The organism is Mesorhizobium sp. M1169 (assembly GCF_040318345.1).
GTDB lineage: Bacteria > Pseudomonadota > Alphaproteobacteria > Rhizobiales > Rhizobiaceae > Mesorhizobium.
Map to the genome: position 1 here is coordinate 1 of NZ_JAMYME010000066.1, position 17,397 is coordinate 17,397.

At 60.5% G+C, this 17,397-nt stretch carries 21 protein-coding genes and 2 pseudogenes; 9 read left to right on the forward strand and 14 right to left on the reverse strand.

Annotated features, from left to right (window positions below; all coding sequences use genetic code 11):
- Positions 1 to 97: 97 nt before the first annotated feature.
- The 4 genes from NKH41_RS32220 to NKH41_RS32235 all read right to left on the reverse strand — a co-directional run bounded on the left by NKH41_RS32220 (position 98) and on the right by NKH41_RS32235 (position 2,311).
- Positions 98 to 196: a hypothetical protein gene (locus tag NKH41_RS32220; protein WP_352775596.1), complete on the reverse strand. Its 99-nt coding sequence runs from the start codon at positions 194 to 196 to the stop codon at positions 98 to 100.
- 203 nt (positions 197 to 399) lie between these two features.
- Positions 400 to 1,044 carry a redoxin domain-containing protein gene (locus NKH41_RS32225; RefSeq protein ID WP_352503897.1) on the reverse strand — a complete coding sequence of 215 codons (645 nt, stop codon included), beginning with the start codon at positions 1,042 to 1,044 and terminating at the stop codon, positions 400 to 402.
- A 134-nt stretch (positions 1,045 to 1,178) separates the two neighbouring features.
- Positions 1,179 to 1,547 (reverse strand): DUF3182 family protein, encoded by a 369-nt coding sequence (locus NKH41_RS32230; protein WP_352935664.1) that lies wholly within the window; start codon positions 1,545 to 1,547, stop codon positions 1,179 to 1,181.
- Positions 1,548 to 1,957: 410 nt separating this feature from the next.
- Positions 1,958 to 2,311: a hypothetical protein gene (locus NKH41_RS32235; RefSeq protein ID WP_352456137.1), complete on the reverse strand. Its 354-nt coding sequence runs from the start codon at positions 2,309 to 2,311 to the stop codon at positions 1,958 to 1,960.
- A 290-nt stretch (positions 2,312 to 2,601) separates the two neighbouring features.
- On the opposite strand from NKH41_RS32235, the gene NKH41_RS32240 reads away from it, so the two are divergent.
- Positions 2,602 to 2,790 carry a hypothetical protein gene (locus NKH41_RS32240; RefSeq protein ID WP_352823589.1) on the forward strand — a complete coding sequence of 63 codons (189 nt, stop codon included), beginning with the start codon at positions 2,602 to 2,604 and terminating at the stop codon, positions 2,788 to 2,790.
- A 486-nt stretch (positions 2,791 to 3,276) separates the two neighbouring features.
- Here NKH41_RS32240 and NKH41_RS32245 read toward each other — a convergent pair whose 3' ends face one another.
- Positions 3,277 to 3,495 carry a KTSC domain-containing protein gene (locus NKH41_RS32245; RefSeq protein WP_023722567.1) on the reverse strand — a complete coding sequence of 73 codons (219 nt, stop codon included), beginning with the start codon at positions 3,493 to 3,495 and terminating at the stop codon, positions 3,277 to 3,279.
- A gap of 269 nt (positions 3,496 to 3,764) precedes the next feature.
- On the opposite strand from NKH41_RS32245, the gene NKH41_RS32250 reads away from it, so the two are divergent.
- On the forward strand, positions 3,765 to 3,974 hold the full coding sequence (locus tag NKH41_RS32250) for a hypothetical protein (protein ID WP_352503899.1): 210 nt from the start codon (positions 3,765 to 3,767) through the stop codon (positions 3,972 to 3,974).
- A 101-nt stretch (positions 3,975 to 4,075) separates the two neighbouring features.
- On the opposite strand, the gene NKH41_RS32255 is transcribed toward NKH41_RS32250, so the two are convergent.
- On the reverse strand, positions 4,076 to 4,855 hold the full coding sequence (locus NKH41_RS32255) for a helix-turn-helix transcriptional regulator (protein ID WP_352935667.1): 780 nt from the start codon (positions 4,853 to 4,855) through the stop codon (positions 4,076 to 4,078).
- A 96-nt stretch (positions 4,856 to 4,951) separates the two neighbouring features.
- Here NKH41_RS32255 and NKH41_RS32260 point away from each other — a divergent pair, with 96 nt between their 5' ends.
- A complete protein-coding gene (locus tag NKH41_RS32260) occupies positions 4,952 to 5,377 on the forward strand; it encodes a DUF1127 domain-containing protein (RefSeq protein WP_352935670.1) in 426 nt (141 codons plus the stop codon).
- Positions 5,370 to 6,104 carry a class I SAM-dependent DNA methyltransferase gene (locus tag NKH41_RS32265; RefSeq protein WP_352935672.1) on the forward strand — a complete coding sequence of 245 codons (735 nt, stop codon included), beginning with the start codon at positions 5,370 to 5,372 and terminating at the stop codon, positions 6,102 to 6,104. The genes NKH41_RS32260 and NKH41_RS32265 overlap by 8 nt, the downstream gene beginning before the upstream one ends.
- 799 nt (positions 6,105 to 6,903) lie before the next feature.
- Here NKH41_RS32265 and NKH41_RS32275 read toward each other — a convergent pair.
- The 6 genes and pseudogenes from NKH41_RS32275 to NKH41_RS32300 all read right to left on the reverse strand — a co-directional run bounded on the left by NKH41_RS32275 (position 6,904) and on the right by NKH41_RS32300 (position 11,045).
- A complete protein-coding gene (locus tag NKH41_RS32275; protein WP_352775612.1) occupies positions 6,904 to 7,302 on the reverse strand; it encodes an MAPEG family protein in 399 nt (132 codons plus the stop codon).
- Entirely contained in the window at positions 7,214 to 7,975 is a 762-nt protein-coding gene (locus NKH41_RS32280; RefSeq protein ID WP_352935678.1) for a helix-turn-helix domain-containing protein, read from the reverse strand. The genes NKH41_RS32275 and NKH41_RS32280 overlap by 89 nt, the downstream gene beginning before the upstream one ends.
- Positions 7,976 to 8,339: 364 nt before the next feature.
- Positions 8,340 to 8,732 carry a VOC family protein gene (locus tag NKH41_RS32285; protein WP_352935681.1) on the reverse strand — a complete coding sequence of 131 codons (393 nt, stop codon included), beginning with the start codon at positions 8,730 to 8,732 and terminating at the stop codon, positions 8,340 to 8,342.
- A gap of 427 nt (positions 8,733 to 9,159) precedes the next feature.
- A pseudogene (locus NKH41_RS34315) lies at positions 9,160 to 9,347 on the reverse strand (hypothetical protein); the annotation flags it as partial.
- Between the two features lie 362 nt (positions 9,348 to 9,709).
- Complete coding sequence (locus tag NKH41_RS32295) at positions 9,710 to 10,108, reverse strand: cupin domain-containing protein (RefSeq protein ID WP_502906078.1); 399 nt, start codon at positions 10,106 to 10,108, stop codon at positions 9,710 to 9,712.
- Between the two features lie 22 nt (positions 10,109 to 10,130).
- Positions 10,131 to 11,045 carry a LysR family transcriptional regulator gene (locus NKH41_RS32300; RefSeq protein WP_352935687.1) on the reverse strand — a complete coding sequence of 305 codons (915 nt, stop codon included), beginning with the start codon at positions 11,043 to 11,045 and terminating at the stop codon, positions 10,131 to 10,133.
- A gap of 146 nt (positions 11,046 to 11,191) precedes the next feature.
- Between NKH41_RS32300 and NKH41_RS32305 the strand changes: the two genes are divergently transcribed.
- The 4 genes from NKH41_RS32305 to NKH41_RS32320 all read left to right on the forward strand — a co-directional run bounded on the left by NKH41_RS32305 (position 11,192) and on the right by NKH41_RS32320 (position 14,721).
- Positions 11,192 to 11,647 (forward strand): alpha/beta fold hydrolase, encoded by a 456-nt coding sequence (locus NKH41_RS32305; RefSeq protein WP_352935690.1) that lies wholly within the window; start codon positions 11,192 to 11,194, stop codon positions 11,645 to 11,647.
- Entirely contained in the window at positions 11,637 to 12,881 is a 1,245-nt protein-coding gene (locus tag NKH41_RS32310) for an epoxide hydrolase family protein (RefSeq protein WP_352935692.1), read from the forward strand. The genes NKH41_RS32305 and NKH41_RS32310 overlap by 11 nt, the downstream gene beginning before the upstream one ends.
- A gap of 16 nt (positions 12,882 to 12,897) precedes the next feature.
- Positions 12,898 to 13,839, forward strand: a complete 942-nt coding sequence (locus NKH41_RS32315; RefSeq protein ID WP_352935695.1) for an alpha/beta fold hydrolase — start codon at positions 12,898 to 12,900, stop codon at positions 13,837 to 13,839.
- 147 nt (positions 13,840 to 13,986) lie between these two features.
- The gene (locus NKH41_RS32320; protein ID WP_352935698.1) at positions 13,987 to 14,721 is read left to right on the forward strand and encodes a DUF899 family protein; all 735 of its coding nucleotides are present in this window, start codon (positions 13,987 to 13,989) and stop codon (positions 14,719 to 14,721) included.
- A 230-nt stretch (positions 14,722 to 14,951) separates the two neighbouring features.
- Here NKH41_RS32320 and NKH41_RS32325 read toward each other — a convergent pair whose 3' ends face one another.
- Both NKH41_RS32325 and NKH41_RS32330 read right to left on the reverse strand, forming a co-directional pair.
- Positions 14,952 to 15,995 carry a nucleotidyl transferase AbiEii/AbiGii toxin family protein gene (locus tag NKH41_RS32325; protein ID WP_352935701.1) on the reverse strand — a complete coding sequence of 348 codons (1,044 nt, stop codon included), beginning with the start codon at positions 15,993 to 15,995 and terminating at the stop codon, positions 14,952 to 14,954.
- Positions 15,992 to 16,657 carry a DUF6088 family protein gene (locus tag NKH41_RS32330; RefSeq protein ID WP_352823593.1) on the reverse strand — a complete coding sequence of 222 codons (666 nt, stop codon included), beginning with the start codon at positions 16,655 to 16,657 and terminating at the stop codon, positions 15,992 to 15,994. Before NKH41_RS32330 ends, NKH41_RS32325 begins: the two co-directional genes overlap by 4 nt.
- Before the next feature lie 207 nt (positions 16,658 to 16,864).
- Here NKH41_RS32330 and NKH41_RS32335 point away from each other — a divergent pair.
- Positions 16,865 to 17,294, forward strand: a pseudogene (locus tag NKH41_RS32335) (ImuA family protein); the annotation flags it as partial.
- Positions 17,295 to 17,397 lie beyond the last annotated feature (103 nt).

Consider the following 17,397-nt stretch of genomic DNA (forward strand, 5'->3'; position numbering starts at 1 on the left):
ACCGGCGTTCCTGACGGCTTCCGCGGGAAATTTCTCATCCGAAGTCTTCAATTCCTGAAGGCACACGATGTCATAGTCGGTCTGAGACCCCTGTGATCTAATCCGGTTTGAGGTTCGTTCTGGCCCATCCAGAGGACCAGGACATGAAACACAGCCTGAGCAGGCGATCGAAACCGCTGAAGTGATCGATATGCATATGCGTCACGAAGACGCGCGAGATCCCCAGATTTCAAGCGGCGAAAGCGTCGAAAGATCTCCGAGATCGAACAGCATGGCCCTGTTGCCGAAGCGGAAATCCAGTAGCAGGCCCGGATCGGAAAAAGGTTCGATTACCAAGCGTGGCTGGACGAAAAGCGTCACCGCGAGAAGACCGCCGCGAGCGATGCTGCCTTCATCCGTTCAGCTTCTCTTTGCCGGGCCGGCATATTGGTCGACCGCTCCGGCCATCTGGAGCATGAGTGTCTCCATGGAGATGGAATTCCCGCCATAGGGGTAGAAGTCGGATTTATCGCCTTTCTTCCATTTCTCCCGCAGCTCGGGTTCGGTGATGTCCCAGTCGCGATAGGTTCTTCGCGCCAGTTCGCGCAGTTCTGCGTGCAATTCGGCGGTGGAGGGGCGGCCCCAGTAATAATAACCGTTGTGGACCTTGAAGACTTCGAGGTCCCGCCCGAGCACGATCGTGTGCGGGATCATCACGTCGTGCGTGGTGTCGGTGTATTCCTTGATGTCCAGGTCCTTCTGCACGAGCCGTTCCTCGTCACACAGAAAGGGCCAAGGTGCCGAGGTCTGCTGGCGGTAATTGTTGGTCGTATGCCAATCATCCGTGGTGATCGTGACGAGCTGGGTGTAGCCGACGACCAATTGCGGGTGAAACCGCACCAGTTCGAGCATTTGCTGCCGGTCCTTTGGGCAGAAGAACCCACGCGTCAGCATCACGATCATCAGCTGGTCGCCCTGCAGGTCCGACAGCCGCCGTGGCGTCTTGGTGTGGTCGGGAAGAACGTAGTCGGGGAACTTCGCGCCAGCCACAATGTCTTGTCTCATTCTCAGTCGCTCTCATAGATCCGGTTCCTATAACTTCCGAACAAAAGACTCCTCCCCATGTTCCTTGATTCCAGGCAAGCCGAATAAGACGGGCCGGCTCTTAGGGCCGCCTGCCGTCGAACCGACGACCACCATCACGAGCGCATCCAACTCGACTTCGCCATCGACGATCGTCTTGCCGCCCTTTCTTCGAACATTGAGCTCCGAGGTTTTCGGCCGCCTGTCTTTCGAGTTCGTCGATCACTCCCGTGATTGTCGCTAAGCGGACCTCCGTGATATCCGCGTAACCGCCGTGTAGCGCGTGATGGCACGCTCGTCGGGATCCTCTCCTGGAAATGCACGGTAGCGTTGGCCGGCGGCCGACAATTTATGCCGAAAGCTTTGACCGGCGAAGCGCGTACGAACTGGACATCGGGGCCTTGTCGCATGACATTCATGGCCGCAAGTTCGGCGGTGCTGCAGCCGCCGATCCGCCAGCAGGCTTCGAGCACACCCGATTTCAACTTCTGAGCAGATCAGATTCAAGGCTGTCTTTTGCAGGCAGCCATGGGAATTATGGATCGTCTGATCCTCCGCGACGACCAGTGGGAGTGGATATCAGGTCACATGATCGGCGATGAGCCGCGCTCATTGCAGTGAAAGGTTACGATCGATCGCGATGCCCGGGTGCCTTCACGCGACGGCACTTGCTACGCGTCTTGGACGGGCGGGCCGCGGCAGGTGAAGCACGCTTGCCATGGCCCGAATCTGGCTTGCTTCTCCAGTAACCCGGAAGACGCCAGGGACGCGCTGCGCTGGACGCGTGCCCTAGCCGTCGAGCTCCCATCTATCGGTTCGTCCGCTCCATATCCGGCCGGACAGGGCCGCACCCTTGGGCTGTTCAAAGGCGCTTGCATCTTCCCTGCGCCGACAATCAGCAACCTTCGTCGGTCTTTTTCACCTGGCCTGGCGCGGCGGTGTTGGCTGTCGTGTCCTGCTGACCTGGCGCAGCCTGCTGGGCGCTGCCAGTCTGCTGGCCGGGCGCGCAGTCTCTGGCCGAGTTCGGATTTGTGGTGCCGCTGGTGGTGGTCGTGTCGGTGCCCTGATCGCCGGACATGTTGGTCCCGCTGCTCGTCGTGCCGGTGCCCTGATCCGTCGTACTGGGCATGGTTGTCGTGGTCGAGGTTCCGCTCGTCGAGGTTCCGCTCGAAGTTCCGCTGGTCGTCTGGGCAAAGGAAAGCCCTGCCGACACTGCCAGCACGGCCGAAGCCAAAAGGATGCGTTTCATCTTCTTTCTCCTGTCTGAATGCGCGGGATGCGCCTGGCAAATCGAACAGGCAGACAGAAGGAGTGTTCCCCGATGAAGTTCAACTTTTGTAACTCTGGTCATAGGTCAGCCTTAGGATGCCGGGCGTATATTAGAAGCCTCTTGAAGAAGACGCTGCCCGCACCAGAATCCATGGCATGGCTCGGGGAATAGGCATTGGTGACCAGGTGGCGATTACTGCCACGGTTCGAAGGCGGATAACAGAGGACCGCGTAACCGTCTCTTTCCCAGGTTACGACTTCCCACATTCCATGATCGACCACACCAAGGTGAACCGAGGCCAGCAAATCGACCTGAAAGGCGAGGTCACGCGCATCGACGAGGACACCGTGACGATCGAACTCGGGCCGCTGGTCACGGTCGACCGTGACAAGGTCCGGTTGGTGGAGAAATATAGGCCGCCAAACCGACGAAAGGCACTTGTCGTTGCCCCGGATTAGAACCGACAACATCGCGACGGGCTATGAGGGCAGGCCGCATGACGGGCCGGTAGAGGACGAGTCGAAGCACTTGGTCTACTGCCCAGTCTGCGGCCAAACGTTCGACGCGCGCGATCTTGGACAGGTCTTCCACCACGCTGAGTCCCAGCACGAGCCGCTTCCGGTCGAGCAATAGTCCAGCTAGTTGAGCTCCGGCGGCAGACCGACGTTGAGACCTTCAGCGCGCCACCGGGTACGTTGGATGAGAAAAGGTGCTGCATGCACCGCGCCTTCCCCGCGCGCCGATGCTCCACCTGGACCGCAAAAAGTCCCGCCGCACTGCCAGAACGGCGGGACCGATCAAACGCTTTGCACTAGGCGGGGGGATGCGGGGGGTGGGCTTGCCAAGTGAGCGCGGACCGTAATCAACCCTAAGCGCCACAGCGGCAACGCGTCCACCAACCGCCGGTTGGAGCGATAGGACGACTGAGCCGCCGGCAGGTCAGGTCATCCCGGGTCGCTATCGCTCGCAACCAGACGGTAGCGGAAATTATTGCGGATGTGGTCGTTGAAATAGCGGCCCTTGGCGAACGCGGCCCGGAACGCGGCAAAGGTTTCCGGCGGTACCCCCTCAAACTCGTACCGCTTGCCGCTGGCGACGAACCACACAGAGAGGGTCCTTCTATCCAGATCATATTCCATCTTGCGGATCGAAGTAGATGGCATGAGCACCACAGGCCGAGGCCCACGCCTTGCTGGGAGCGCGGGCCGATCGGGATAGCGATCTGCAGCAATACCTGGAGGGGGAGGATTCGCTGCGTGCACCGAACTTTCGCGGCGGTCCCGTGTTCCATCGAGATGCACAAAAAGGTAGCTGCACCTTCCGGCAGCACGTGGACGTTGGATCTCTGAGAAAGCGCAAGCGTCAATACTACTCTGGTGATGGAATTTCCCCGTGAGATAGGCACGCTCCACGGCGAAAGGAGTGCCCCGCCATGACCGTCCTCGCCTACAACCTTGCCAACGGGATCAAAGGATCGTGGAGGGTCGTCTTCGTGCCGGACGACCTGCATCTTATGTGGAATTCAGCCAGCCAGACCCCGACACAAAATCCGGCTGATTGGATGAGCTTGATGATCTCCTGCATGGCGGCCGAAAGGCGCACTCGACGAGCGAGCGCGCGACAGCTTGGTTTCGCTCATTAAGGGCGTTGACAGGGCGATGAGACAAGGGATACCCGCGCCGAAAGCTCTTATCAGTGAGGCGCGCGGGCTTGGCTTTGAAGCGTCAGCGGAGCGACACCGCGTTAAGCTTCCGGAGATGGCTCTTGAAAATACTTTCCAGGAGAGGCACCGAAGGCCGCGTGAAACACCGCGATGAAGGCGCTCGGGCCAGAGTAGCCGAGCGAGAAGGCGATGTCGCCGACGCTTCGGCCGGCGGCGAGCCACTCCACCGCTTTGAGGAGTTTCGCCTGCTGCCGCCAGGCGCGAAAACTCATGCCAGTCTCCGACTGGAAGTGACGCTGGAGGCTGCGCGGGGACATGGCGGCGCATGACGCAATCTCATCGAGCGGCCAGTCTGCACCCGGGTCGTTCCGGATGTCTTCGGCGAGGGCCCGAGACAACGGCGCGACCGGACTCGCCCGAAGCTGGTCGAGAATGACTGCGACCAGTCGTTCGGCGCGGGCGCTGCCGGCCTCCGCACGGGGTACTTCGAGAAAGGCCAGAATGAGTTCGCGCAGCAGCGGCGTCGTCCCGATCACGGAGACATCCGAGGGCAGATTTATGACCGCATCGGGCCGGAAGAAGAGATAGCTGCGATCGGTGTCCTGCAGATAGGTCACTTCATGAAGGACCCCGGACGGCACGAACACGGCGCGTTCGGGCGGCACGATGAAGTAGCCTCGCTGCGTTTCCAGCCTCAGCGAACCTCGCACGATCTGAAAAAGCTGCGCGCGGTGATGCGCATGGAACGCGTAGGTCTGCCCCGCCGGCTCGACTCCGCCCTGAGCGACGGCGGTGTGCGGATAATCGCCAGAGCCGTCTTCCGGCAGATGAACATTAATCAGGTTGTCGCGAGCGATCATGGCGGCTCAGAAATACAATTTGTCAGACTAGCGATAACATGTCGGTGGGCACTTCACTAGGTTTGCACCAACGCTACGCATCCGCGGGTGACAGTTATGACACTCGAACTGCAGATGATCGAAGTGCCGGAGCGCCTCGCCCGTGGCCTTTTGGCGAGCCTGCGGGCCCTACCTGTTCGGGGCTTCGTCATAGCGGGTTGGCGGCAACGCAGCGAGACTGAACATGCGCTGCGGCGCCTGTCGGATCGCGATCTGACAGATATGGGCATCGCACGCGATGATATTCGCGAGATCGCCCGATATGGCGCGGTCGGAAGCGGCACGGGGCCAAACCGATTGCAAGCCGCCGGCATGGAGGCAACCGGACCCGAGGAACCGCCGATCCCGTGCGGATGGGTCGAAGCCCTCGCTGATCCCTTCTCGAGGCGGCCGCGGATTCACGCCGCCCGCGAACCGGCGCCGCGCGCTAGCACAGCCTCCCCGGAGCAGATCACCAGCAGAAAGGCAAACGGAAATGCATGACGACGGATACTTCGATGAAAAGGTTGCGGCGACCTACGATGACGATGACAGGATGTCGGCGCCCGAGGTCGTCGACCCGGCCGTTGATCTCTTAGCCGAACTCGCAGGAGGCGGACGCGTGCTGGAGTTCGCGATCGGGACCGGCCGTTTGGCACTTCCGCTCGCACGGAGAGGGGTGCAGGTAGAAGGCATAGAGCTTTCCCGGCCGATGGCAGCCCGCCTTCGCGCAAAAATGGGAGGCGCGGAAATCCCGGTGGCTATCGGTGACATGGCCAGGACACGGGTCGTGGGACAGTTTTCGCTCGTCTATCTGGTCTTCAACACGATCAATAACTTGGCGTCGCAGGACGCTCAGGTCGCCTGTTTCCAAAACGCGGCCGCGCATCTCGAACTGGGTGGCCGCTTCCTGATCGAGGTCGGTGTACCGCCGCTTCGGCGGCTCCCGGTCGGGGAGACGATGCTGGCGTTCGACCGCAGCAAGACGCATTGGGGCATCGACGAGTTCGACGTGGTGAACCAGACTTTCTCGTCCCATCACATATGGCTCAGGCACGGCATCTGTCAGCGCTTTTCGGTTCCGTTCCGCTATGCTTGGCCGGCTGAGCTCGACCTCATGGCGCGACTAGCCGGCCTGACGCTCAAAGAGCGATGGAGTGGCTGGAAAAGGGAGCCGTTCACGCAGACCAGCGACAAGCACATCTCCGTCTGGCAGAAGGTTGGAGGCTAGGACGGGTCGGCCCGGTTCTCGGCTTGGAGGCGACCTTCGCGGCCAAGAGAATGGCCCGAAAGTCATAGGTTTCGCGGAGCGCTGAATCCGAAATACGAAAGCCAGTTTACTTCGCAACGCTGCTGCTCAGCACGTTCACGCTGGTCTGCCGCCTGCGACCCTTTGCGGAAAGTCGGGCCCCAGTTTTCCGGCTGGAGGACGACTACCTGACGATCATCGCAGGGCGCGACGTCCGGCCCTGGACTCAATCCCACCCTGCGGGGTTCCGGCTTCCGTGCGGAAGAACTGCTCCTGCGCCAGCATGCCGGCTTTCAGGAACTGCCCGACCAACCGTACCACCCGCTGGTCGGCGACGCGTTTGCGTAACCCTTCCATCACATAGTGATGGTTGATGTCGTCAAAGTAGCCCCTGATGTCTCCCTCGATGACCCACGGATGTGGTATCCCGTGCCTCCGGGTATCCCCGCCGCGTTTATGCGACTGGGCAGCCCGGCGGATATGCTCAAGGCGCCGTGCGTGCTCCGTCCGGGCCCGAACCCATAGGAAACATGCCAGAATTGCGCCTCGAAGATTGGCTCCACAAGTGTTTTGACCGCGCTTTGTACAATGCGGGCCTTGACCCTGGGAATGCCCAAGGGCCGGAACTCCCCAGGTGTACCGGCCTTGGGAATGAGCTTGCGCCTCGCCGGACTCGGCCGATTATGCGCCGGAGCGCAGTTCGTCTTGAAGCCCGGAAGGACTCCGGATGCGTCTTACGGTTATCACGGACATTTCGTGTGGCCGCGCCTGAGCGCCTCAGTTATCCCTGCATCATTATATAGATGATCCTGCCAAGAGCACCAAAGAGCAGAGCGAACGCGGCGAGCGATTGAATGAAGAAGCCGGGGTACCGCTTCATCGGCGCCGACAGGTAACCGACGAAGTAGACAATCCTTCCGACCATCCAAAGCAGTCCCAATGCAGCCGCCCATGGCGCGCTCCAATAGACGGCGAAAAGCCACATCGACGGCAGGAAAATCGGCAGCCATTCGACCGAGTTTGAGTGGGCGCGAATGGTCCGTTCAAGGAGCGGATCGCCAGTCATGGTCGGGGCGAGAATGCCCGTACTCTTATGTGTTCTGGCGACTGTTAGCGCCATACCAAATACCATCAGGCTGCAAAGCAGCGTCACAATCGCCACCAAGTAAAACCGTTCCATGCTTGCCTCCTCTTGTGGCGGAATAGGGTAGGCAAGCAAAGGTCGTCGCCACCGGCAAGCTGCAATTGCTATCATTCCTGACAAACACCGTGGGACCGAAAGCCCGGTGGATGAGGGCGCTGTCAAGGCCACGATCCTCGGCGAGGAGGACCTCTCTTTGTGGGGGGAAGCTACGTGATCGTGCAAAAACACCCTGCATGGCCTGAAAGCATGGAACGGGCTTTCCCTCGAGGAGCAGGAGGGGAATGGTCGGCAGAAAGAAACTCTCCGATGTCGAGCTCGACGATGCCGTGAACCCGCTCTCGGCGCACAATGCGCTGACTACAATCATCGAGGACGGAGAGCAGTTCGCCGGGCGGACCTCATTCGGCATCGTTGTCGATAGTAGAGCCAAAGTCGGGTCGCGGCTGGAATGCTTTCTTGCTAGCGTTGCGGATCGGCTTCTGCCGGAAACGGTCGCGCGGATATCGCCCGGTACGCGGTGCCCCTGTGGTCGCCCACGTTTACGATCTACCAGCGACAGGATGATCCCGCCGGCGCGGAACAGCTTTATCAGCCGGTATGCTGTCGCTTGGCTCAGGCCGAGCCTGGCCGCGAGTTCCGCAACATCTGCGGCCGTCGCGCTGGCAGGCTCCGCTTCAGGAAGCTGCGGATCGCATCTGCCCGTCTGCACGCTTCGTCCCAAAGCGCCTCATCAATCTCGTCGGGGGAGGGGTCAGTCATCGCAGGCTCGCGAGAAAAAAATCGCGAGCGTCATTCTCACATAAAGTGACAAAAGCCAATGTGCATTATCAAATTAACTGCTCATTTTCAAATTAAGTGCGCCGGCAACATACTGAAATCGTTGAGGTCGGATTCGCAGAATTAAATGGAAAACGACAATTACGAAGATCGTTCGTAATTTGAAGCCGCGTCCTCGATACGGAAAATGCTGCGACAGGAGCTGCCGATCTCTTCCCGCGAACTCTGAACGTCATTGCGCGATTCCTGATTCTGGTCCGTCGAAGTCAGGCCGTCAGTCCTCCTGGACGGCGCTGCTATTTCCGCGTCTGGCGAAGGGAAACTCGGTTGCCGTCCGGGTCGAGAGCTGTCACGCGCATGCCGAATGGATAGTCCTCCGGCTCGGCGTCCGCGAACTTGACGCCGCGGGCTCGAAGTTCGTCGAAGTCCTTTCTAAGATCATCTGACTCGATGATTAGCGGTCCCGGAATAGCGATCGAAGGCGATCCGGCCGTCGCGTCAGCTCGACCAGAGACGCCAGGCCAGAGGAGCACATCAGGGCCTTGTCCGTTGAGCGCTATCGTCAGGAAGCGGCCCTCCGGTCCGCTGAAATCAGCGCGCTTCCCGAAGCCGAGAATCTTCGTATAAAAATCGAGCGCCTTGTCTTGATCCGCCACGTATAGAGTCGCGTACATAATTCTACTGAGCATGTTCTTCCTCCAGTTTTAAGTCTGCTCAAAGTACCTGTATGTTCCTGACGATCCGGCCGCTCGTCGTTACGAGATGTCCACCACGAGCTCTTCCTCCGGGTGTTTGCGCCCACAAGACGGGTCGGTCCGTCGTCCTTAAATCTGTTCAACTATAGGTGCCGTAGGACGATCAATCTTCGCTCTTGGCTCCGGCGTGATGCTTTGTCATCATGCTTCTCTCCCCAATGATCTGTCGCCGGACGCGCCATCTTATTGCTCGTTCGGAGAACACGACTGCCTCACTAGCGCTCAAGTGCGCCACAGCATCGCCTTAAAAAGGGTTTTCTGCGCCTGAAGTAAAATTGTTGCAAGGGCAAGAATGTGCATTGACACCATACAACAACGTATGGCCATACGCGCGACCAGGAAGGATCGGCGGGGTGTCGGCGAGCGCCTTGAAGGGCGCGAAGCCGGTGGGCTCGCCGGATTCAGGATGAGATAGACTCCCAGCAGCGCGCGTACGAAGATCTCGGCGCCGCGGTCCTTGTCGATGAACACCTGCTGCGCTCCGGCCTTCCTCATCTCGGCATGCAGGAAGTTCTGGACCACCGTCTTGCCCGAGCCCGAGGGGCCGCAGTTGCCGCCAGCGTGCCGCCCAAGGTGCGCCCAGGGCGGTGGCGACGCTGCCGGATCGCTGAAGATTGTGTCGCCGGAGTTCGCCTTGAGTCCCAACCGCGACAGATAAGTCCGAAGGACCACGGCTCCTGCGACTCCGGCCTTTAGACAGAGGCGACCAGGCCTTCGTAGGTCTGCCGACGGCGGGCGACTCTACGTCTGCCCCCGCGCCCAGTACCTCCCCGCGGGCCCGCTCGATCGGTGCTGGACTGTCATGAGGGCTACTGAGGCCCTTGGTCGTCCCGCGCCGGCGGGTCGCCCTTCGCGCCCGGGGCGCGGGCGCGACCGTCGTGGCCGCCCAGCACCCGGGGCGCCACATTCGTCTAGGCGTCGCTGCGCGTACGCTCGTGGTCCGGGTTCAGCGGGTAGTGGATTCTGTTCTCGGGCTTCGGACGCTCGCCGACGACGAGCAAGCGCACCTCGGTGTTGTTCAGCAACGTGTGGCAGATGCCCGTGCCGCCGGGGAAGGCTACCGCGTCGCCGGGCGCGAGCCGATGCAGCGTCCCATCGATCCAGACGTCCGGCGTCCCCTCCAGCACATAGACGAATTCCTCCTCGGCGCTCTTCGCGTGCGGATAGGACGTGCGCCGGCCGGGCGGTAGCCGCTCGTGGTGGATGCCGATGCGCACAAGGCCGAGCAGGCAGCCGATGGGGGCGCCGATGGACAACAGTTCCTCGTCGTTCGGATAGTGGTCGTCGTCCGGCCTTCGAAGTCGCGTCAATTTCCAATGAACCGGGGGCGTTTCACGATCCGTCCTTTTCGTGCCGGCGGCCCATAGGTGGCCCTAATCGGCGCCTTACTGCGGGAATCACGAAATCCATAAATGCGCGTATGCGCGGCACATTCCGCAGTTGAGAATGCATACCAAGCTTCAGAGGGACCACTAACGCTCGGGTGCCGAGCTGCAAGGCGACAAGACTCCCCCGTCCATCGGCAAGAGCACAGGGCAGTACCGCGATGGCGGTTCCTGATTCGGCGGCATTGAGTTGAGAAGTTATATTGTTTGTCGTCAGAATGACGTTGGATTTTGGCATAACCGAGCGCACACTATTACTCAGGATGTCCGTTGGATCATTAAATCCAACGAGAAAGTGCCCAAGCCCGCCATGTGGTCCATCTACAGGTGCGTGTGTGGCGAGATAGTGTTCGGAGCAATAAAAGCCGTATCGAACATCGACCACCTTCCGCACCAGAATATCTTGCTCCTTGAAGGGGAGAAAATGGAAGGCGATGTCGGCTTCGCCTCTAGAAAGGTTGAGAAGCTGGTCCGTTGTGATGAGTTTCAATTCAAGTTCCGAGTGTTGCCGACCAAATTCAGCGAGGATTGGCGCCAGAATCCAGTTCGCCACCCAGTCTAAACTTGTGACGGTAATTGAGCCCTGAAGGCCGTCTCCGCTCGACGCTAGCCGGCGCTCAACATGAAGCGCGGCATTTTCCATTCTCTCCAAGTAAGCTTGGAGAGATTGGCACACCGGCGTCGGCCTCGCTCCATCGACATCTCGCTCGAATAAGCAAAAGCCTAATCTTTTCTCAAGGTCATGCAGGCGCCTACTGACTGTGGGCTGGGTCGATCTCAGTACGCGAGCTGCACCGCCGATCGAACCGCTACGAAGCACTGCCAACACCGTTTTGAAATCATCCCAGTCCTTCATGCGCATTTATGGTCCTCCAATCATACGCAAACGTATGCCCCGCATACCATACTAGACGTGGTGTGTTCTTGGAACTCATTGCTCCTTCATGGGTTAGACGGCCGTCGGGTTGACACTGACCCAAGCGCAACCGAGCCGCGACGAGGTCGCAGATGACCGACATCAGGCAGATATCCCGCCGATGGCATGAGGCCTGGGGCACGCCGAACATCGAGGCGGCCTACTGCGAGTACCTCTTCTTGTCCGAGTTCGATCATGGCCGAGATTGCAAGGTCGCACTCGGCGGCTCGTCGCTCCCGGTTCGTCAAGCCGGCGACGCCCGGAAACCCTGTCTGATCCTGTTGCATGGCTGGCCGCAGACCAGCCTAGCCTGGAAAGGTGTCCTTCCTAAACTCGGAAAGGACAACTGCGCCGCGGCATTCGATCTGCCGGGAGTCGGCGAATCCGAAAATCCGCCGCCTTCGGCCGAGAAACGCATTATTGCCGAGACGGTCCTCACCGCCGCCGAAAAGGCAGGCGGCGCTGGACCACCTCTTGGCCGAGGATCGAGCAAGGAGACCGCGCGGCGGTTGATGATCGGACCAATTGGAGGAGATCATGTCGGGTAGGATCTCGCGGCGGGATGTCATTCAGGCCGGCGCTGCGGTCGCCATTACCGCAGCCATGGTTTCCGGCTTGGCCGAACGCGCGGTTGCTGGACCCGCCATCATACCATTCAGCGTGTCCGTGCCGGAGACGGCCCTGCGCGATCTCATGCGTCGGCTTGCTGCGGTCCGTTGGCCTGAGGCCGAAACAGAGAAAGGGTGGTCGCAGGGCGTGCCGCTGCATCAGTTGCAGCGGCTTGTAGACTACTGGCGTACTTCGTATGACTGGCGACGGTTCGAATCTCAGATCAACGCCTTTTCTCAATTCCGCACCGAGATCGACGGCCTTAGCATCCATTTCCTGCACGTGCGATCGAAACACGAGAACGCGTTGCCCATCGTGCTCACGCATGGCTGGCCGGGCTCGGTCATCGAATTCTTGAAGGTGATTGGCCCGCTTACTGACCCAACTGCACATGATGGCCGCGCGGAAGACGCGTTCCATGTCATCGTCCCGTCGATGCCCGGTTACGGCTTCTCCGACAAACCGTCAGCTCCCGGCTGGAATATCGAGCGCATCGCACGCGCTTGGACTGAGCTTGTGTACAGGCTCGGCTATGTTCGATGGGTTGCGCAGGGCGGAGACTTAGGGGCTTTCGTCACGAACACGCTTGCGCTGCAGAAGCCCTCAGGATTGATCGCGATCCATCTCAATCTTCCGCTTGCCATCCCATCACCTCTGCCGACGGAAGGTGCGACACTGGCCGAGCGCGAGGCAATCACCGCGATGGCACGGCACGGTACGGACGGCAGCGGCTACTTCCAAGAGCAAGCAACGCGACCGCAAACGATTGGTTACTCATTAGCGGACTCTCCTGTCGGTCTTGCCGCTTGGATCTATGAAAAGTTTCAAGCGTGGACGGACAACACCGGCGCTCCTGAGAGCGCGCTAACGCGCGACGAGATGCTCAACGACATCACGCTTTACTGGCTCACCAACACGGCGGCCTCGGCGGCGCGACTTTATCGCGAAAACAATGGGCACGGCCCAAACCAAGGCGTCGTCGATTTTCCGGTCGGCATCAGCATCTTTCCACGGGAAATCGTGCGAGTGCCACGCAGTTGGGCGGACAAGGTCTATCCGAACATTATTCACTGGAACGAGCTCAACAAGGGCGGCCATTTCGCCGCCTTCGAGCAGCCTGCGATTTTTACGCAGGAATTGCGCGACTGTTTTCGAGGCGTGCGTCGAACCTAGTCGAGTGGAGGTCAGCATGACGAAGCAATTCTTTCATTGTCTAATGATCAGCGCACTCGCCGCCTTCGCTTCGCTCGTTTTGAACGCAGCCGCAGCCGAATCAATGCAGCTCGGCGTGCCGCCCGCAGGTTTTTCATCGGCCGACGTCACGGTCAACGGAAGCAGCCTGCACTACGTGCGCGGCGGACAGGGTCCGGCTGTCATCCTGGTTCACGGCTTCCCTGAGAACTGGGTCGAATATCAAGGCATCATGCCCAAGTTGGCGCAACGGTTCACGGTGGTCGCCGTGGACCTTCCCGGGATTGGCCGATCAGCGCCGCCATCCGCCGGCTACGACGCCGTCAACTTGGCCACTCAAATCCACGGCCTCGCGGAAGCGCTGCATCTCGTGCGTCCATATGTGGTGGGGCATGATATCGGCGCTCACGTGACCTACGCCTATGTCCGTCGCTTTTCCGCCTCGCTGCGCGGAGCGATGATCCTCGACACGCCCATTGCCGGACTTGCTGGCTCAAAAGAGGCGGGCGCCGGGCTTTGGCATGTCGGCTTCATCCAGACACCTGGCCTCGCCGAGAAGTTGGTGCCCGGCCGTCAGGACGCTTTTCTCGGATGGTTTTTTGACCTCGGCAATTTTACTGCCGAGGAACGCGCATACTACGTCAAGGTCTATGACGTGCCTCAGCTCCATGCCGCGTTCGAGATCTATCGAGCCATCCCCCAGAACGTGAAATGGAATGCATCGCAAGCAGCGCCGAATGCTGTCCCGCTGACAGTAACGGTTGGCGAGAAATCGCTTTTCTCGGCGCTTCTTCCGACATTCATCGAAGGCTACCGCGCGGTTGGCATGATCCATGTCGAGGGTGCGGTGGTTCCCGATGCTGGTCATTATGTGCTCAACGATAATCCAGAGGCGGTTGCCCGATTGATTGAGCGTTTCGCAGCCCGCGACGCGCAATGAGAGGTTGGGGCGCAGTCGAGTTGAGGAATGAAGAACAATGTCGTTTCCGACGAAAGCCGATTTGTAGACGCGTCGAGCTGGCGATCAGCGCCTCTACACAACAGTACAAAGAAGCAGTCTAATGGAGACACTCCCATGAGCGATATCTTGAAACAGGAACTGGCCCTTCCCAAGGTGGTCGATCGGGCTACCTACCAGACAGAGCTGGACGCCTTGCGGGTGCGCGAGAAGGCTCATACCAGAGAAGGCGATGCCATCGCCGCCGCACGCCGACGTCTTCCGATGGTCGAGGTGGACGCTGCCATCCCGCTTGTCGGTGAAAGCGGGGCCCTGACGCTCTTGGATGCCTTTGAGGGCCGGCGTCTGCTCATTGCGTATTACTTCATGTGGCACAAGGGCAAGCCGTCGGCCGAGCAATGCGAGGGCTGCACCTGGTTCACGTCACAGGTCCGCGAGCTTTCGCCTTTTCATGCGCGAGACGTGACCTACGCCACGTTTGCGCAAGGCCCATTCGAAGAGAGCCTCCGGTATCGCGGCTTCATGGGCTGGAAGATGCCATGGTACTCCGCGCAGGACTCTCTGGACATGCTTCTGGCTGGGCGCCGCATCGGCATGATGCAACTGATTTGCTACTTGCGGCAGGGCGCCAAGGTCTTCGAGACCTACTGGACATGGATGCGCGGCGTCGAGGCGATGGACAATTGCTATCGACTGCTCGACCTGACCGTCTATGGAAGGCAGGAGTTGTGGGAGGATTCTCCCACCGGCTGGCCACAACGGTGGGAAGGCAAGCACCGCATGCGGACCAATGGACGCCCTACGTCTCAATGGCCCCGCCTAGGCGCCGGCTATTCCGACGACATGGGAACAAGCAGCTGCTGATTTCGAGCAGGCTCCGCTCTCGTCATGCCCCGCATCCGCGGTTCCGTCGGCGGCTATCTATGTCTGGGGGCAATGGCGCCCGGCCAAGCTGGACGAACTGGTAAAAACTTGGCCCGCGCGATCCGGATCGAAACTGGGCCGCGAAATCTGGTGGCAGTCAACACTCGAGGAATTGCGTGTGGCAGAAAGACGGCTGCCAAAATAGAGCGGAGATGGTCCAGTGCAGGTGGCTAGGCCCGGCTGTTCAGGTCCTGCTCGATCTGGTGCGCCGATGCCAAGATGTCGTTGAAGCTCGGCGGAGTGCCGAAGATCATGGCCGTCGTATTGGCGTAGTCGCGCGCGAGCGCGTCCACCATCTTTGGAGCGGGCGCGATCGCGAAGCTGCCCGGGACTGCTGAGGCGAGGTCATAGTCGGGACGGTCGAAAAACATTCGTGCGTGCCGCACACAATCGGCGCCAAGAGCGAGGTCGCCGAGGGCTGCCTTCCCGGTCTCGGATCCGAGAAGACAATGCAAGTCATAGTAGTGCCGGGAGACCCGCTGGCCTTCCTGCCGCAATTCGCCGCGCCGCTCATACCAACGGCGCAATCCCTGGGTGATCACCACCTTGTCCCAAAAGGTGCGGGTCGCCTCGATCGTGGTCACGTCGGCGACGATGAGATCAATGCCTGCCGCTTCCTCGGCGACATAGGGCGTGATCGCGATCGGGCGGTTCGGATCGAGCGCCGATTTCGCCCCGGATTCAAGGCGTATGACCGGTCGCACATAGGCGCCATCAAGCGGTTCGACCTCGGGATACCAGAGCAGCAGGGTCTGACCATCGGCATCGGCTTCGTCGAGCTCCACCCGTCCGGCACCGTTGGTGATGTCGGCAAGTTGAGCGGTGAGGAAGTCTCGCAGTGGCCCTGTGATATACGCACGGCAGGCGTCCCGGATGGCGTCGAGCTTGGCGCGGCGCTTCTTGTTCGACAGTCCCTCAAGCTCTTCGACGGACACAGCCTCGTCGAGATCGTCGCGAAACACGGTAACGTCGATATCCTCGGAAAAACGCTGGATGAGGCCATAGCCTTTTGACAGCGACGTCCCGCCCTTGAAAAGCAGCCGTGGCTCCCCCGCAGGCCGTTCGTGGTAGAGCGAATTGAGGGTCCAGCAGACCCAGAAATCCTTTTCGACATTGCCCACCGGAGCTCCGATCCGATTGGCCGTCGCCAGGAACAGGTCGAGCCGGTCACGTGGGGATGCCGCGATGATCTGGCGGTAAGCATCGGTAGTCATGGCTTCGCCTCGTGCGGGTCCGCCCTCAGGATTTCGCGGAGGAATTCCTGCATCCAGATCGGCACGGCGGAGAGACCGGCGCGCAGATCCTCGCGAATGGCCTCGCCATGCCTGGGGTCGGCAAGCAGGCGGCGCAACGTCGCCTGGACACGCTTCCGTTCGCCCTTCTGGGTCAGCATGTCCTGCATCCAATGCAAGGCCTGGACGACCCGCATCCCCGGCCGATCCGCCCAATAGAGGCGGCTAGGGGCAGCGTATTTGAAGTGGATTTCCTGCGTGCCGAGCTTGATTGGCTTCAACCGCGCATCGACCAGCACTTCTATCCGGGCGGGGACGGCGGTCGTCAGGCCGAGGTCGTTGGCGGCCGTCATTCCATCGATGACGGCGCGCGCCCGATCGCGGCGCGTGACGGCGCGGATCACAGCGCGATAATCCGGCACGGTGGCGCGGCCAGTCAGGTTGTTCGTGCGCGGCCGGTCATAGAGGCCTCGGTCGATCCGGCGCAGCTCCCCGGCGGCTGCCAGGCGCTGCAGGGTTTTGTCGACGGCGGCGCGCGCGCCGAGATCGGCGAAGTCGCCGGGGGTCCAGACCTCGTCGGGTTTGGACTCAATGCGGGCAAGCAGGCGCGAGCGAAGATCGGCATCGGGCTTAACTTTGGGCATGTCCGAAATATGCTACAATTTTCGGACAAACGCAAGACATCAGTCCGAAATATGCTACAATTTTCGGACACTGCGTGGCGCCCAAACTCCAAAATGGAACTCGCATGGCCGCGCTCTGGACCGCCGAAGGTTTCGAATGCCTCTTCCGCAGGGGCACGACATCATCCTGGTTGACTCTTAGTCAAGACGAGAACAAATATAGAACCTATCACGGGCTTTCCCGTTTCCATTTCCGAGCTTCGAGAACGCATCGCGCGTCTCGAAGGCGGAAGCGCGCGCCCGCACGGTTTTGCCGTTTGGAGTGGCCGCAATCGACAGGGCGCTGCCGGGAGGCGGATTGGCCCTTGGCGGTCTGCACGACGTGGCGGGCAGAGGGAATGGCGCCGTCGACAGCGCGGCCGCGGCACTGTTTGCTGCCGGCCGTACCGCGCGCACGGTTGGCAAGGTGCTGTGGTGCGTTACCCGGCCCGATCTGTTCGCACCGGCAATCGAATAGGCCGGCCTGCCTCCGGGAAGGGTGATCTATGTCGAAGCCGGCGACGAAAAATCCGTTCTCGCCTGTTTCGAAGAGAGTCTTCGCGGAGGTTTTGGCGCTGTCGTTGCCGAGATAGCCCGGCTTTCGATGACGGCCTCACGAGGGGGGTCGAGTGGGATAAAGTGATCGAGACCGCGCTAACGCTCCGCGACATCATGGAAGCGGAAGGTCTGCAGAGCTGGCCGAAGGTGACGGGCGGCAAGGG